Here is a 15,614-nt window from a genome sequence, read left to right on the forward strand (position 1 = left end):
TCGCCGCCGCACTGCGGGCGACCGGCGTCGCCGCTTGACCTTCACACTAATGGAAAGGTTTAGCTTCTTGCACGGCCCCGGAGCTGCCGGCGCGGGGTGACCGGGACCGTGCCGAGAAGAATGCGAGATCGAAGATGCCGACAGGATCCAGCAAGGGATGGACCGCTGACCGCATCGCCCCACAGGAGGGCCGTACCTTCGTCGTGACGGGCGCGACCAGCGGTCTCGGTCTGGTGACGGCGCGCGAGCTCGCCGCGCACGGCGGCCGGGTACTGCTCGCCGTCCGTGACACCGCACGGGGGGAAGCGGTGGCGTCCTCGCTGCGCGGGGCGTATCCCGGCGCCGAGGTCGCGGTGCGCCGGGTCGATCTGCTGGACGTGGACTCGATCCGCCGGGCGGCGGAGGAGATCGGCGAGGAGGAGTCCGTCGACGTACTGGTCAACAACGCGGGCATCTCCATGGTCGAGCACTCCGTGACCGCGCAGGGCGCCGAGCGCCACCTCGCCGCGAACCACCTCGGCCACTTCGCCCTCACGGCGCTGCTGGAACCGGTGCTGCGCCGGTCGCCGGCACCGCGGGTGGTCACCGTGACGTCGTACATGCACGAGAAGGGCGAACTCGACCTGGACGACGCCGCGTGGTCGCGGAAGTACACGCCCCTCGCCGCCTACTCGGCATCGAAGCTGGCCAACGCGGTCTTCGGCGTGGAGCTCGCCCGGCGCGAGCGGTCGTCTTCGTCGCCGATCACCAGCGTTCTCGCGCACCCCGGCTACAGCAACACGCCGATGCAGAGCAAGGGCACCGGGCCCGTGGGGATCGCCATGCGCGTGTCCGGCAGGCTCTTCGCGCAGAGTCCGGAGAGGGGAGCCCTGCCCCAGCTCTACGCGGCGACCGAGCCCGATCTCGCCGCGGGCTCCTACATCGGACCTGACGGCAAGGGCGGACGATCCGGGCATCCCATCCCCGTGCAACTGTCGGCGGTGGCCCAGGACCCGGAGCTCGGACGCCGGCTGTGGGAGCGCTCGCAGCAGCTGACCGGGGTCCGCTGGCACACCGCCTGAGTCCGTACGGGCCGTCCGCGGACCGCCCACTGGGGGCCGCGGGCCGGGCGTGTGCGTGTTCCGCCCCACCCCGGAGCTTCAGGGGTGGGGCCGGGCGTGCCGCGTCACCAGGCGCTGGCGCCGCCGTCGACGGCGTAGTTCGCCCCGGTGATGTAGGAGGCTCGGTCGGAGGCGAGGAAGGCGGCGAGGTCGACGATCTCTTCAGGTCGGGCGAAGCGCTTGAGGAGGGTCTTGCCGGTGATCGCGTCGCGGGCGGTCTGGTTGTCGCCGAGGTCGCGGTCGCTGGCAGGGGTCAGGACGGGGCCGGGGCTGATGGCCACCGCGCGGATCCCGTGCGGGGCGCCTTCGAGCGCGAGTTGCCGGGTCATGCCGATGACGCCGGCGTTGGCAGCGGTGTGCCCGACCATCGGGGGGTTCTCCCCGGCGATCATGCCGGCCATGGAGGCGACGTTGATGATGACGCCGCCCCCGCGGCGCACCAGGTGGGGCCAGGCGAATTCCGAGACGAAGAAGGGGATGTCGAGTTCGCCGGTGATGGTGGCGTGCCAGTCCTCGACGGAGAAGTCGGGCAGCGGGCCGAAACGCAACGAGGCGGCGTTGTTGTAGACGACGTCGAGCCCGCCGTAGGCGGCCGCGGCACCTTCGACGAGGCGCCGCACTTGCTCGGGGTCGGTGAGGTCGACCGGAGCGATGCCGGTCATCTCGCCGCCCGCGCGGCGGACGAGTTCGGTCGTCTCCTCGTTGGCGTCGGGGTTGATGTCGGCTCCGACGACCTTGGCGCCTTCTCCGGCGAACACCTGGGCCGCGACGCGGCCCATGCCTCCGCCGGTGCCGGTGATCAGCACGATCTTGCCGTCAAGAAGAGGTGTCATGGGAGTGCTCCTGGTCTGTGCGGGTGTGCGGGTGTGCGGGTGTGCGGGTGTGCGGGTGTGTGCGTGCGTGTGTGCGATGCCGTGGCCCCCCGGGCGCTCGCTGCGGGCGGGCGCCCGGGGTGCGTGCCACGGCCTGGTGAGGCGGGCCGTGCGATGCGCTACTTCGTGGTGGGGGGAACGGTGCCGGGAGGCGTCCCACCGCGGAGCTCGTCCAGGAACACCCCGAAGTTGCCCTCCGACCAGTGCTCGACGGACTGGCCGTGGATGACGCGGTCGATGGAGATGCCGCTGAGCTGGACGTCGCGGCCGGAGGCGGGGATGCCGAAGACCGTGCCGGTGTGACGCCCCGCGAAGCTCCAGCGGGTGACGACCTTGTCGCCCTCCACGATCTGGTCCAGGACGGTCATCTTGAAGCCGGTGAGCCCGGCCTTGATGTCGAGGTCGCCCGTGATCCAGTCGTCCCGGTTCTCGGGGCCGTTGAAGCCGTGGAGCACCAGGTCCTTGGAGATGTAGCGGTCGAATCCGGCGGCCAGGTCGCCGTTGTAGCTGGCGTAGTACGCCGAGGTGACCTGCAGCGGCGAGAGGTAGTGGTGGTGGGCCGCGTGGCCGGACGAGGCGGCGTTCGGTGCCGGGCTCTGGGCCGCGGCCGGGACGGCCACGGCGGTCAGGGCGGCGGCGACGGCGAGGCCGGTCATGGCGGCCGGCATCTTCTTGCGTCCCATGGACGTGGGAGTGACGGGGGTGGATGCGGCCTCACGGGTCTTGTGGAAGATCACGGGGCACTCCTCAGCTGATCATCGGTGCCCGAGAGCACCGAAGTGATTGACACGTCAAGCATCCTCCCGGGCTTGACAAGCGTCAAGCGGTTTCCGGTGGGGGCCATCCCGCGGCCACCCGGCCGATGACCGGCATGGAAGACTTGGATCACCGGCGATCGCCTCGCCATCCCGCCGGGGATTTCGGACGCGCGCGCCGCCCACCAGGCGCGATGCGCCAGTACCGGGGGCATGACCGGCGCGGTGACCGAGGGGGAGTGCGATCGACGTCAGCCGGCCGACGCCGAACGGAGCGATGCCAGAGTGACCGACGGAACACCGGATCAGGCGCCGGCGGCGACGGCGCGCGGGAAGTACGCCCCCGTCCGGCTGCGCGAGAGCGAGATCCTCCGGCGGGGCCTGGACACCTTCGCCGAGCTCGGCTACGCCGCCACCACCATGCGGGAGTTGGCCCGGCGGCTCGGCGTCAGCCACAACTTCGTCCACGAACGGTACGGGTCGAAGGGCGACTTCTGGCGCGCGGTGGTGGACTTCGCGCTGCGGGACGCCCAGCCCGCGCTCGACCGGCTCCTGGCCGAGTGCCACGACGACGGCGAACGCCTACGGGCCGTCGTCGTCCACCTGTACCGCCTCGCCGCGAACGACTCCGCCATGAACCGGTTGCTCACCGACGAGTCGACCCGGGACTCCGGTCGCCTGGACTATCTCCACCAGCGGTTCATCAAGCCGTTCTGGGACAGCATCGAGCCGACGGTCGACGGCCTCATGACGGCGGGCCGCATGCCGCGCGTCCCCCCGCACGTCCTGTACTTCGCCGTCACGGGCCCCGCGCTGGCTCTGGCGCAAGACCCGATCGCCGACCGGCTCAACCCCGACGAACTCCCGACGGCGGAGCGCGACAGGAACACCATGGCCGACGCGCTCTCCGCGCTTGTCCTGCACGGCCTGCTTCCGCCCTCGGACCACGGGCCCGTCACCGGCCGGTCCGGGCGGGCCTGACAGCCGGGGCGGTCGCGTCAGGAGGCGATCCTCGCCAGGGCCGCGGCGAGCGCCTTGAGGTCCAGGCCGTCGAGGTGGTCGAGGAAGCGACGCCGTACGGAGGCCAGATTGGTCGGCCACGCCTCCCGCAGCCGGGCGAGGCCGGCGTCGGTGAGGACCGCGTTCCAGCCGCGGGCGTCCTGGGTGTCCTTGACGCGCTGGACGAGCCCGTCGCTCTGCAGCCGGTACACGGCCCGCGTCATCCCGCTGAGCGACCGCTCGCAGGCGACGGCGAGATCGGTCATCCGCATCTGCCGCTCCGGTGCCTCGGACAGGTGCATCAGGGCCATGTACTCGGTCAGTGGAAGTCGCTGCTCGCGGACCAGATCGGCGTCCATGGCGCGGGGCAGGGCGTAGATGACGCGGTGCAGCGACCGGATGACCGCCTCTTCATCCGGGCTGAGGGGCGTGATTCCCTCCGGGGCCGCTTCCTGCTGCGGCATGACGTCAGACATGCCTCAAGATTACTTGCTTCGAGAAGTAAGCGAACGCTTTTTCGCCGTGACGCGGCTCGCATCCGCGGCGGCCGCCGAGCAGAAGGCGATCGCGCGGTGCGCCGTGGCTGCCTACACTCCCGGGCATGTCATGCCGCATCAGTGAGCTGGTCATCCATGCCGCCGACGCCGAGAGGCTCGCCGCGTTCTGGAGCGAGGTCCTCGGCTACGTCGAACTCGGCCGGGAGGACGACGGAAGCATCGAGATCGGGCCGCCCGGCGTCGGCTTCGGCGGCCCGCAGCCCACCCTCATCCTCAGCCCGAGCAGCAATCCACGGACCGGGAGGCTCCCGCTGCACATCGACGTCAACCCGGTCGACCGCGACCAGGACGCCGAGCTGGAGCGCTTGCTCGCGCTGGGCGCGAGGCCCGCCGACGTCGGCCAGACCGGCACCGAGAACTGGCACGTGCTGGCCGACCCGGAAGGCAACGAATTCTGCCTCCTGCGCCGCCGGCTCCAGCCCCTCTGACACCACGGGGTCCGGGGCGGCCGGGGGAAGCCGGGTTCCGTCGGCTCAACGAGTCAGCGCCTGGGCGCGCAGGCGGGTGAGGATCCGCGACAGGAGCCGGGAGACCTGCATCTGCGAGACGCCCAGGTGGGCGCCGATCTCGGCCTGGGTCATGTCGTGCCCGAAGCGGAGGGAGAGGATCAGCCGATCCCGCTCGGACAGCTGCCGGATGAGGGGCTTGACCGCCTCGATGTCGTCGACCTTGCCGTAGGCGGCGTCGTCGTAGCCCAGGCGCTCCGCCCAGGCAGCGCTGCCGTCGTCGTCCTCGGTCGCCGGCGCGTCGAGCGAGGCGGCCGAGTAGGCGTTGGCGGCGGTCAGGGCCTCCAGCACCTGCTCCTCGGTGATCTCCAGGCGGGACGCCAGTTCGGCCGTCGTCGGGGCCCGGTCCAGTTCGGCTTCCAGGGCGTCGGTGGCCTTGGCCACCTCGATGCGGAGTTCCTGCAGGCGCCGGGGCACGTGGACCGACCAGCTGGTGTCGCGGAAGAACCGCTTCATCTCGCCCACGATGGTCGGCACCGCGAAGGTCACGAACTCCACGCCGTAGGCGGGATCGAACCGGTCGACCGCCTTGATGAGGCCGATCGTGCCCACCTGCACGATGTCCTCCATCTGATCGGCGCGCTGGGAGAACCGGCGGGCCGCGAAGTGCACCAGCGAGGTGTTCATCTCGATGAGCGTGTTGCGCACGTACTGGTACTCGGCTGTGCCCTCCTCCAAGGCCTGCAGCCGGGCGAACATCACCTTGGAGACCTGCCGGATCTCGGGCGGCGTCATATTGCCCGGCACCTCGGGAAGCGCGTCCGCAGCGCCGTGCTCCTGCGTCGCCGCGACACTGCCACCGGCCACTGCGATCTGCATCTCGGCAACCCTCCTCGTCGGTATGTTCCAGCCTGCACCCTCGGTGCGTCACCCGCCTACCCCCGCCCAAGCCCGGCAGTCCACGGGTTCCCGCGCACGAGTGAGTGGTGTTTGCGACGCCGCCCAGCGGTCAGGCGAACCACAGAACATGACCTCGATACCTGGGAAGGTGAGCAGCATGGCCGCCAATGAGAAGGCCAAGGCGAAGACCGAGCAGGCCGTCGGCAAGGCCAAGGAGGCCGCTGGAGAGGCCGTGGGCAACGAGCGGCTGACCGCCGAGGGCCGCATGGAGCAGGCCAAGGGCGACGCGCGCCAGGCCAAGGAGAAGATCAAGGACATCGGCCGGCACTGACGACCGGCACCGAGCTCATGTCCGTGGGGCGGCCCGAGCGGGTCGCCCCACGCTCATGCCCGGTCTCACGGCCCGTCAGGCAGGCGTCCGAAAGGGGCTATGCTGCCCCGCACCAGCCAGAGAGCCGGACGGGATCCAGGGCGCCGGCCCCGGCCCCGGCCATGGTCCCAGCGGGAGCGAGTGCCCCACCCGGGTGCGGGGCTCGCCTCGAGAACGAACGGAACACCGCGCATGCCTCAGCCGTCCCAACGTCGTATCGCCATCTTCGGCGCCGGCTACATCGGCCTGGTGACCGGGGCCTGCTTCGCCGAACTGGGTCACGACGTCGTGCTCCGTGACGTCCAGCCGGAGAGGATCCGTCTCCTCGAGGCGGGTGACGTGCCGATCTACGAGCCCGGCCTCGGAGACCTGATCGCCCGCAACAAGGAACGGCTGACGTTCACCCTGGACGCAGAGGCCGCCGTCAGGGACGCCGAGGTCGCCTACGTCTGCGTGGACACCCCGCCCACGGCGTCGGGGGACGCGGACCTGTCCCGGGTGTGGTCGGTGATCGACGCGCTGAAGACCGCGTCGCACCTGGCGGCGGTCGTGGTCAAGAGCACGGTGCCGGTGGGCACCGCGGTGCGGGTGCGCGCCGCCCTGGACGCTGCCGGCCTGACGCACGTCGGCTACGCCTCGAACCCGGAGTTCACCGCCGAGGGCAAGGCGGTCGGCGACTTCCTGCACCCGGACCGGATCGTCATCGGCGTGGACGACCCCGCCACCGCCGACCTGGTCAGGAGCCTGCACCACGGCATCGACGGCCCCGTGGAGGTGATGGACACCGCGTCCGCCGAGATGGTCAAGCTCGCCGCGAACGCCCTGCTCGCCACGAAGATCACGTTCACGAACGAGATCGCGACGATGTGCGAGGCGACCGGAGCCGACATCGAGCACGTGACCCGCGCGATCGGCCTGGACCACCGGCTGGGCCCGTACTTCATGCAGGCGGGCCTCGGCTACGGCGGCAGTTGCTTCCCCAAGGACTCCCGGGCGCTGCGGGCGATGGCCAGCAACGCCGGCTACGCCTTCCAGCTGCTGACCGCCGTCATCGAGGTCAACGACCTGCAGCCGCGGCGGGCGATCCAGCGGCTGAAGGCGGAGCTGGGCGGCCTGGGCGGCACGACGGTCGCCCTGCTCGGCATGGCCTTCAAGGCCGGTACGGACGACATACGCGAGGCGCCCAGTACGGTCATCGCGTCCCGGCTGCTGACCGAGGGCGCCACGGTCCGGACCTGGGACCCCCTCGCGCAGCCCGGCGACGTCGAACCGTGGTCGTCGACGACCCGCCACGCCACCCCTCTGGAGGCGATGACCGGGGCCGACGCGGCGCTGATCGTCACCGAGTGGCCCCAACTGGCCGAAGTGCCCTGGGAGCAGGCCAGGGACGTCATGCGCCGGCCGCTGGTGTTCGACGGCAGGAACGTGCTGGACCCGGCCGGCATGGCAGGGCTGGGCTTCACGTACATGAGCGTGGGCCGTCGCACGGTCTCCGGTTGACGGTTGACGGTTGACGGCTGACGGCTGACGGCCCGCGGGGGCCGGAGCGCCGGGGGCCCGGGCCGGCCCGCCGGCGTGGTCGCCCGATCAGCTGTTGAGGCGGCGCAGTGCCACGGTCCGCCGGGCATCGCGTGTCTTCGCCGTGGCGGGGGGTCGCGTGGCTTCTGCGCGTGCCATCGCCGCGAGGCGTGCGAATTGCTCACCCATGCCCCTGGTTCCGCTCAGCGGGGTGAGGCCGTGCGGCCACACGGCCCTGGCGAGCGCGACGTGACGGGCGCCGCCGAGGATGACGACGGGGTCGACGGCGGCGATCCGGAGGTCTTCCGCCTGGGCGCGGAGAACTGCGTCGGTGACCGCGTCGGCGTGCCCGTGCGGGGTGTCGTACGGGTCGATCTCGTCGTCGAGGTCCAGCAGGCCGTACCGGGCGGAGAGGATCACGAGCCGGTCCGGTTGGAGCGCCTCGGCGGCCTTCCGGCACGCGCGGTGGTAGCTGCCGATGTACATGTCGGCCGCCCTGGCCCGGTGGTCCAACTTGCGGGAGCCGCAAGGGATGACGACCAGCTCCGGTCGGAAGCCGTCGGTGTACTGCCTCGGAGTCATGCAGGTTCCTTCCGGGTCCGTCTGCGCTCGGACGCGACGGACGCGAGCTCTCGCGCGGTCCGTCCTCGTCCCGTGCCATGAGGTGCAACACGGCGGGGGGAGAGGGCCGTGGCGGAAGGACATGCCATCGGGGCCTCACATCCGGACGTACCGCGGAGCGGGGCGGGTCCAGTAGGTGACCGGTCGTATAGTTCTCGTATGGGAAGCACCAGTGGTGCCAGGGAGAAGATTCTGAGCGCCGCTCACACGCTGTTCGACCAACGTGGCTACGCGGCGCTGGGGCTGGCGGAGATCTGCAGAGCGGCCGGAGTGCCCAGGGGCAGTTTCCACTACTTCTTCGCCTCCAAGGAGGCACTCGCGCTCAGCGTCATCGACGAGCACTGGAACGCGCAACGACGCGTCTGGCTCCGCCTCCTCGATCCCGACGCGGAACCCCTGTCGCGGTTGCGGACGCTCTTCGAGGCCACCAGCGCCCAGCAAGGTGCGGGACAGCGGGACTGCGGCATCGTCGCGGGCTGCATGTTCGCCAACTTCGCGGTCGAGTCGGGCGAACTGACGGAAGTCGTCCGCGAACGCCTGCGGGAGATCTTCGAAGCGCAGGTCGGCATGGTGGAGTCGGTCGTCGTCGAGGCTCTGCGGCGGGGCGAGGTGACCGTCCCGGACACGCGGGCGGCCGCCCGTTCCGTGGTGGCACAGCTCGAGGGCCGGGTCCTGTTCGCCAAGCTCTACAACAGCACGGCGCAGCTCGGCCCGCTGTGGGTCAACTGCCTTGCGCTGCTGGGTGCCCGCAGCCCTCAGGCGCCCGCCGCATGAGACGGCGTGGTGCCGGTGTGCGGCCTGGGAGGTTGTGCCTCTCAGGAGGGAGCAAACAGGTCGTGGCGTCGGCGCGGGTCGCGCGCGCACGATGGCGGGTGGAAAGCCGGGGAACGGCGGTTCCGCCGTCGTCGTCCTGGGGTCCTCGGGGAACCGCGGCGACCGCGGTCCGCGCGGCGCATGACCGGGAGGTGTCCCATGTTTCACAAGCAGCCTGGAGCGGGTCCGCTCACGGTGCTGGTGTTCGTCTTCCCGGGGGTGCGGCTGCTCGACGTGACGGGCCCCATCGAAGTCTTCGCCTCGGCGAACGAATGGGGCGGACCGTACCGGGTGCAGGTTGTGTCCGAGGACGGGGCGGAGGTGGTCACCGCCGCCGGGACGCGTCTCAGTGCCGACCTGTCCGTCGCCGACGTGCACGAGACGTGCGACGTCCTGGTGGTCCCGGGCGGCCCGGAATGGGAAACCGTGATCAAGGACGACGCCCTGCTGGACGCCGTACGGGGACTGAGCGGGAAGGCCCGCTGCACGGCATCGGTGTGCACCGGGGCCTTCCTGCTGGCCGCGGCCGGGCTGCTGGACGGCCGGCGGGCGGCGACGCACTGGAGGCAGACCCGGGAACTGGGGCTGCGCTACCCGTCCGTGAAGGTCGAGCCGGACGCCATCTTCGTCCGCGACGGGAAGATGATGACCTCGGCCGGCGTCAGCGCCGGCATCGACCTGTCCTTGGCTCTCGTCGAGGAGCACTACGGGGCGGAGGTCGCCCGGGCGGTCGCCAAGGACATGGTCGTCTTCATGCAGCGACCGGGCGGCCAGTCCCAGTTCAGCGCGCGCTCCCGGCTGCCGCACCCGCGCCAGGAGATGCTCCGCGAGGTCCTGGACTCGGTAGCGGAGAACCCCGGGGGCAACCACTCCCTGACGGCCATGGCCCGCAGGGCCGGCGTCAGCGTCCGGCACGTCACGCGGCTGTTCTACGACGAGGTGGGCACCAGTCCGGGACGGTACGTGGAGCAGGTCAGGCTGGAGGCCGCCCAGGCGATGCTGGAGACCGGTGACGACCCCATGGCCGTCGTGGCGCGGCGCACGGGATTCGGCTCGCCCGAGTCCCTGCGCCGGGCGTTCGTACGACACCTGGGGGTGACGCCGGCGGCGTTCCGGGCCAGTTTCCGGACGACCGGCCTGGGCGCCGGGGACCTGAGCCCGACGGCGGGCGCGTAGCACACGGCGATGTGCGTCATGGCCGGCCGTGAGCGAGGCCACGGGCAACAGGCTTCCGGGAGTTGAACGCTTGGGAAACAGCGGCCCTCGGCCGTTGTGAAGCCGCCTTCTCGGGTAGGAGTCGCAGGTGGACGTCGGCGGCCCGAAGCGAGCAGAAGGCGATCACCATGACCTCCATCGGTCCGACTCCCGAACCCGGTCGCCGCGGGCGACGTGCGTCGGCCTGCCCCGAAGCAGAGGCGCCGCGGGCACGGAGCGCGGTGGAGGACACCGAGGCGGCGCATCCGGAGCCGACACCCCTGAACGACGATGAACACGCCTGCACGCTGCCGCACTTCCACAGCGCCCTGTCCCTCATGCGGCGAAGGGTGCGGAAGATCCTGGCCGAGTGGGAGATGGCCCCGCCGGTCGCCGAGGACGTGCTGCTGGTCATATCGGAGCTGGCCACCAACGCCATCGTGCACACCGACGGCCCTGCGGGTCTGCGTCTGTCGTGGACCGAGGTCGACGGGCGCAGCGCGGTGCGCGTCGAGGTCACCGACTCGGGTCCGTCGGAAGGGCTCCGCGCGGCGGCGGGCGCCACCGACCCGGACGAGCACGGCCGGGGCCTCGGCATCGTCAGGGCCCTGTCGGCCCGGCACGGCGTCCGTTCCGACTACCCCGGATTCACGCACTGGGCGGACCTGTTCGCCGCTTGGAGACCTTCGCGCCGCGGCTCCGTCCGGTCAGCCGACCCGCGAGGCGCAGGCGAGGAACGGTCCGGCCGCCTTGCTCCTCCACGACTCGCCCCGGGCGAGAGCGGCAGCGCCCTCCGTACGGAGTGAATCGACCACGGGCGTGAGGAAGTCCGCCCACCAATGCTGTACGGCCTCGGGCTTCAGGCCGATCGTGGCGACCGCCGCGCGCACCCTGTCCTCGAGGACCGCGGCGCCCTCGTCCAGGTCGGTTCCCGACCACTCGTCCACGTGCTGGGCCATCAGAGCCCAGGAGATCCGGATCATGCGCCGGATCGTACGGCCCGCGGCCGGCACGCCGTCGCAGCGGTCCCCCTACGACGGACACCCCCGGGAGGACGGTCCCAGGGGTGTCGTGCGCCGTTGCGGGAGTGGTCAGCGGAAGGCCGACTCCACGAGCTCCTTCTGCTGCGCGGCATGCCGCCGGGCGGAACCCACCGCGGGGGCCGAGGCGGACGGCCGGCTGACGCATCCGAGGGGGCGGCCCGCCAGCCGTTCCACGTGCGGCCTGACGAAGGACCAGGCCCCTTGGTTCTCCGGCTCCTCCTGCACCCACCGCACCTCGGCGTCACGGGGCAAGCGGGCGAGCTCCGCGCCGAGTTCCTCGTCCGGGAAGGGGTAGGGACGCTCCAGCCGGATGATCGCGGTGTCCCGCAGGCCGGCGTTCCGCCGGTACGCGTCCAGGTCGTAGAAGACCTTCCCCGAGCACAGCAGCACGCGCCGGGCCTGTGCGCCGTCGACGTCCCGGTCCGGTACGACCGGTCGGAAGGAGCCCGTGGTGAAGTCCGCCAGCCCCGAGGTGGCCTCCTTCAGCCGCAGCATCGACTTGGGGGTGAACACCACCAGGGGCCTCCTGCGCTCACCGAGCGCCTGCTGCCTGAGCAGGTGGAAGTAGTTCGCGGGCAGCGTCGGGACGGCGACGGTCATGTTCCCCTGCGCGCACAGCTGGAGGAACCGCTCGATCCTGCCGGAGGAGTGGTCAGGACCCTGACCCTCCAGTCCGTGGGGCAGCAGCAGCGTCACCCCGGAGCGTTCGCCCCACTTCTGTTCCGACGACGCGATGTACTCGTCGACGACGCTCTGCGCGCCGTTGGCGAAGTCGCCGAACTGGGCTTCCCACAGCACCAGCGCGTCGGGCCGCTCCAGCGAGTAGCCGTATTCGAAGGCCAGGGCCGCCATCTCGGACAGCATCGAGTCGTAGGGGGAGAAGCCCGCGCTGCCCGCGCCGAGGCCGTTCAGCGGGGTGTGCTCCGCCCCGGTGCGCCGGTCGGTGAGCACCGCGTGACGCTGGCCGAACGTGCCGCGGCGGGAGTCCTGTCCGGACAGCCGCACCGGCACCCCCTCCATGAGCAGGGAGCCGATCGCCAGGGTCTCGGCGGTGGCCCAGTCGATCGTGCCGGCGTCCAGCATCGTGGCGCGCCGGTGGAGCTGCGGCAGGACGCGCGGGTGCACGGTGAAGTCGGCGGGCTGCCCGGTCTGGGAGGCGATCACGTGCCGGGCGGCCGCCTCCGTGATCGCGGTCGGCACCGGCACCGCGGTGTCGTCCCGGTGGTCCGCGGGGGTGGCCGGCTTCGGGGAACCGGCCGCCGTCAGGGCCCGCGTCTCGGCGAAGGCCTGCTCCAGGCGCTCCCGGTAGTCCCGCAGGGCGCCTTCGGCCTGCCGCTCGTCGATGGCCCCCCGGTCGACCAGGGCCTGGGCGTACAGCTTGCGCACCGAAGGCGTGGCGTCGATGCGGTCGTACATGGCCGGCTGGGTGATGGACGGGTCGTCGACCTCGCTGTGCCCGTGGCGCCGGTAGCAGATCAGGTCGATCACGACGTCCTTGTGGAACGCCTGGCGGTAGTCGAAGGCCAGGCGTGCGATCCGTACGACGGCCTCGGGGTCGTCCGCGTTGACGTGGAAGATCGGGGCCTCGACCGTGCGCGCGACGGCGGTGGCGTAGGTGCTGGAGCGGCCGCTGGCGGGCGAGGTCGTGAAACCGAGCTGGTTGTTGATGACGACGTGCACCGTCCCGCCGGTGCGGTAGCCGGGCAGCTGCGACATGTTCAGCGTCTCGGAGACCACGCCCTGCCCGGCGAACGCGGCATCGCCGTGGACGACGACCGGCAGGACGGGGAACGCCCCGCCGTCGCCGTCGGCCAGGTCCTGCTTGGCGCGCACGACCCCCTCGGCCACCGGCCCGACGATCTCCAGGTGGGAGGGGTTCGCCACGACGGAGACGGCGATCGCGCCCCCGTCCAGGGCGTGGTAGGTCCCTTCCGCGCCGAGGTGGTACTTCACGTCGCCGGTCCCCTGGACCGACAGGATGTCCACCGCGTCCTCGAACTCGTGGAAGATGTTCCCGTACGACTTGCCGATGATGTTGGCCAGGACGTTGAGCCGGCCCCGGTGGGCCATCCCGATGACCGCCTCCCGCATCCCGTGCCGGATGCTGCGGAGCAGCAGGGCGTCGAGCAGCACGATTGCCGACTCGCCGCCTTCGAGCGAGTACCGCTTCTGGCCGACGTACTTGGTCTGCAGGAAGGTCTCGAAGGCCTCCGCGGCACCGAGCCGGTAGAGGACCTGCAACTGGTCGGCACGGTCCGGCCGGGGCGAAGGCGCCTCGATCCGCTCCTGCACCCAGCGGCGCTCCTCGAAGGCCTGGATGTGCATGTACTCGGCGCCCACCGTCCCGCAGTAGGACCTGCGCAGGACGTCCAGCACACCGCGCAACGTCATGGTGTCGCGCCCGGCGAAGCCGTCGACGACGAACTCCGCCTCCAGGTCCTCGTCGCGCAGCCCGAAGGCCGCGATGTCGAGCTCCGGGTGCGTGGCCACCCGACCCGCCGCCAGGGGGTTGGTGTCGGCCACCAGGTGTCCGCGTACGCGGTAGGCGTGGATGAGCGCGGCGACGCGCACGGCCTTGGCAGCCGCTTCTCGCGCGTCCTCGTGCGGGGACGGCGTGCCGGCACGCTCCTGACGTCCGGCGGTGGCGGCGGGGGAGACGAAGAAGTCCCTCCACTGCTCGTCGACCGATCCGGGATCGCGCAGGTAGCGCTCGTACAGTTCGTCCACGAGCCATTCGTTGAGGCCGAATTCCGGTCCTTGGAGTGCCGGTTCTTCGGCGCTGGATGTCGACGCCACTGGGTGGATCGCCTTCTTTCCTCATTCGGGACAGCCGATGGCGGGCGCAGTCGCAAGGGCCCCGTCATCCGCGCAGGGCTCCCGGTGGGGGAGCGGCCCCGTCCCGTGCCGGCGGGGTGCGCGCATCGCTGACCGTGTGGCACCACCGACCTTAGGACGGTGCCGGGCCGACGCCGAGGGCCGAAGGTGCCGGGGAGGCGTCACATCAGGACGTTCCCCCGCGCCGTGCAGCGCCGGTGCGTACGGCGCCCGCTGGGTTCCGCCGGCCGGACGTCCTGATGTGAGGGTGTCATGGCACGCGCAGTGATGCGGAGGGAGCCGAACGTTACCGTAACGTCGTAGGGCCAACGAGCCGACGGCTGCGGCCGCGGCCCGTGAGCTGTTGGGCCTGGGGGCGGTGTGCCGATTGCCGACGGCGATTCCCGATGCGAGGAAAGAAGCGTTCTCCGCCGTGACATCCGACCCCAGCGATACCCGGTCCCTCCCGCCCCGGAGCGACGCGGGGCCCCGGCACGCCACCCATGCACGCCCTCGGCTGCCGGCCTTGACCGGGACGCGACGTCCGCACCTGGGCCCCAGCTGGTTCGCGGCGGTCATGGGCACCGGCATCGTCGCCAACGCGGCGGTCACCCTGCCGCGGAGCTCCGCCTGGCTGCGCGACGCGGCCACGGTGGTCTGGGCGGGTGCCGCACTGCTCCTGGTCGTCCTTGCGGCCGGCTACCTCAGGCAGCGGACGCTGCGGGTGCACGCCGGCGATCCGATGCTGGCGCCGTTCCTCGGGGCCCCTCCGATGGCACTGCTCACGGTGGGGGCGGGCGCGCAGCTGCTCGGCCGGCAGGTGCTCGGAGCGCATACGGCCCTGAACGTGGACTGGGCGCTGTGGTCACTGGGCACCGTACTCGGCCTGGCGGCGGCCTGCGCGGTGCCGTACGTGATGGTCACCCGGCACCGCTTCGCTCCGGACGCGGCGTTCGGCGGCTGGCTGCTGCCGGTGGTGCCGCCGCTGGTCTCCGCGGCGACGGGCGCCCTGCTGGTCCCGCACACACCGGCAGGGCAGCCGCGGCTGGCCCTGCTGCTCGGCTGCTACGCGATGCTCGGGCTCGGCCTGGTGGCGGTCCTGCTGGTACTGGCGATGGTCTTCAGCCGGCTGGTCCACCACGACGCACCCACGGGAGCGGTGGTGCCCACGGTGTGGATCGGCCTGGGCGCCGTCGACCAGGCGGTCACGGCGATGGGCTCGCTGGCCACGGCGGCGCCCAGCGCGCTGCCCGCTCCGTACGCCCGGGCCGCGGCGGCGTTCGCGCTGCTGGGCGGAATCGGGCTGTGGGGCTTCGCGATGCTGTGGCTGGTGCTCGCCGCGGCGCTGACCGTACGGCAGCTGCGCGCGGGACTCCCCTTCGCGCCCAGCTGGTGGTCCTTCATCTTCCCGCTCGGCGCCTGCGTCACCGGCACGGGTGCCCTCGCCACCCGCACCGGATCAGAGCCCTTCGTGTGGACCGCCGTCGTGCTCTACGTCCTGCTCGTCGCGGCCTGGGCGGTGGTGGCCTGGCGCTCGCTGCACCACGCCGCCGGCCACGTCGCCCCGCGGGGCGCCCGCAGGGAAGCCCGGACGTGAACACCCCCGTGCGTC

General features: G+C 71.7%; 14 protein-coding genes and 1 pseudogene. 9 read left to right on the forward strand and 6 right to left on the reverse strand.

The window, feature by feature from the left end:
* Positions 1-134 precede the first annotated feature (134 nt).
* The gene (locus tag ABZ312_RS20125) at positions 135-1,061 is read left to right on the forward strand and encodes an oxidoreductase (RefSeq protein ID WP_500357333.1); all 927 of its coding nucleotides are present in this window, start codon (positions 135-137) and stop codon (positions 1,059-1,061) included.
* Between the two features lie 104 nt (positions 1,062-1,165).
* Here ABZ312_RS20125 and ABZ312_RS20130 read toward each other — a convergent pair whose 3' ends face one another.
* Both ABZ312_RS20130 and ABZ312_RS20135 read right to left on the reverse strand, forming a co-directional pair.
* On the reverse strand, positions 1,166-1,933 hold the full coding sequence (locus ABZ312_RS20130) for an SDR family NAD(P)-dependent oxidoreductase (RefSeq protein ID WP_500326039.1): 768 nt from the start codon (positions 1,931-1,933) through the stop codon (positions 1,166-1,168).
* Between the two features lie 158 nt (positions 1,934-2,091).
* Positions 2,092-2,709, reverse strand: coding sequence for an ester cyclase (locus tag ABZ312_RS20135; RefSeq protein WP_500438378.1), 618 nt, complete (start codon positions 2,707-2,709; stop codon positions 2,092-2,094).
* 303 nt (positions 2,710-3,012) lie between these two features.
* On the opposite strand from ABZ312_RS20135, the gene ABZ312_RS20140 reads away from it, so the two are divergent.
* Positions 3,013-3,708 (forward strand): TetR/AcrR family transcriptional regulator, encoded by a 696-nt coding sequence (locus tag ABZ312_RS20140; protein ID WP_500326035.1) that lies wholly within the window; start codon positions 3,013-3,015, stop codon positions 3,706-3,708.
* Positions 3,709-3,725: 17 nt separating this feature from the next.
* Here the strand turns inward: ABZ312_RS20140 and ABZ312_RS20145 are convergent, their stop codons facing one another.
* Complete coding sequence (locus ABZ312_RS20145) at positions 3,726-4,202, reverse strand: MarR family winged helix-turn-helix transcriptional regulator (protein WP_500326033.1); 477 nt, start codon at positions 4,200-4,202, stop codon at positions 3,726-3,728.
* A 125-nt stretch (positions 4,203-4,327) separates the two neighbouring features.
* Between ABZ312_RS20145 and ABZ312_RS20150 the strand changes: the two genes are divergently transcribed.
* Positions 4,328-4,711, forward strand: a complete 384-nt coding sequence (locus tag ABZ312_RS20150; protein WP_500326031.1) for a VOC family protein — start codon at positions 4,328-4,330, stop codon at positions 4,709-4,711.
* A gap of 45 nt (positions 4,712-4,756) precedes the next feature.
* Here ABZ312_RS20150 and ABZ312_RS20155 read toward each other — a convergent pair whose 3' ends face one another.
* Entirely contained in the window at positions 4,757-5,608 is an 852-nt protein-coding gene (locus ABZ312_RS20155) for an RNA polymerase sigma factor SigF (RefSeq protein ID WP_500326029.1), read from the reverse strand.
* 178 nt (positions 5,609-5,786) lie between these two features.
* Between ABZ312_RS20155 and ABZ312_RS20160 the strand changes: the two genes are divergently transcribed.
* Positions 5,787-5,960: a CsbD family protein gene (locus ABZ312_RS20160; RefSeq protein WP_499509936.1), complete on the forward strand. Its 174-nt coding sequence runs from the start codon at positions 5,787-5,789 to the stop codon at positions 5,958-5,960.
* Between the two features lie 231 nt (positions 5,961-6,191).
* On the forward strand, positions 6,192-7,499 hold the full coding sequence (locus ABZ312_RS20165; protein ID WP_500438380.1) for a UDP-glucose dehydrogenase family protein: 1,308 nt from the start codon (positions 6,192-6,194) through the stop codon (positions 7,497-7,499).
* An 87-nt stretch (positions 7,500-7,586) separates the two neighbouring features.
* Here the strand turns inward: ABZ312_RS20165 and ABZ312_RS20170 are convergent, their stop codons facing one another.
* On the reverse strand, positions 7,587-8,099 hold the full coding sequence (locus ABZ312_RS20170) for a DUF6884 domain-containing protein (protein ID WP_500326025.1): 513 nt from the start codon (positions 8,097-8,099) through the stop codon (positions 7,587-7,589).
* Between the two features lie 198 nt (positions 8,100-8,297).
* Between ABZ312_RS20170 and ABZ312_RS20175 the strand changes: the two genes are divergently transcribed.
* The 3 genes from ABZ312_RS20175 to ABZ312_RS20185 all read left to right on the forward strand — a co-directional run bounded on the left by ABZ312_RS20175 (position 8,298) and on the right by ABZ312_RS20185 (position 10,951).
* Positions 8,298-8,912, forward strand: a complete 615-nt coding sequence (locus ABZ312_RS20175; protein WP_500326023.1) for a TetR/AcrR family transcriptional regulator — start codon at positions 8,298-8,300, stop codon at positions 8,910-8,912.
* Positions 8,913-9,110: 198 nt separating this feature from the next.
* Positions 9,111-10,127, forward strand: coding sequence for a GlxA family transcriptional regulator (locus ABZ312_RS20180; protein WP_500326021.1), 1,017 nt, complete (start codon positions 9,111-9,113; stop codon positions 10,125-10,127).
* 260 nt (positions 10,128-10,387) lie between these two features.
* Entirely contained in the window at positions 10,388-10,951 is a 564-nt protein-coding gene (locus ABZ312_RS20185; protein ID WP_500438382.1) for an ATP-binding protein, read from the forward strand.
* A 285-nt stretch (positions 10,952-11,236) separates the two neighbouring features.
* Here ABZ312_RS20185 and ABZ312_RS20190 read toward each other — a convergent pair.
* Positions 11,237-13,975, reverse strand: a pseudogene (locus tag ABZ312_RS20190) (multifunctional oxoglutarate decarboxylase/oxoglutarate dehydrogenase thiamine pyrophosphate-binding subunit/dihydrolipoyllysine-residue succinyltransferase subunit); the annotation flags it as partial.
* Positions 13,976-14,528: 553 nt separating this feature from the next.
* On the opposite strand from ABZ312_RS20190, the gene ABZ312_RS20195 reads away from it, so the two are divergent.
* The gene (locus tag ABZ312_RS20195; RefSeq protein ID WP_500326015.1) at positions 14,529-15,599 is read left to right on the forward strand and encodes a TDT family transporter; all 1,071 of its coding nucleotides are present in this window, start codon (positions 14,529-14,531) and stop codon (positions 15,597-15,599) included.
* Positions 15,600-15,614 lie beyond the last annotated feature (15 nt).

The organism is Streptomyces sp. NPDC006207 (assembly GCF_040613835.1).
GTDB lineage: Bacteria > Actinomycetota > Actinomycetes > Streptomycetales > Streptomycetaceae > Actinacidiphila.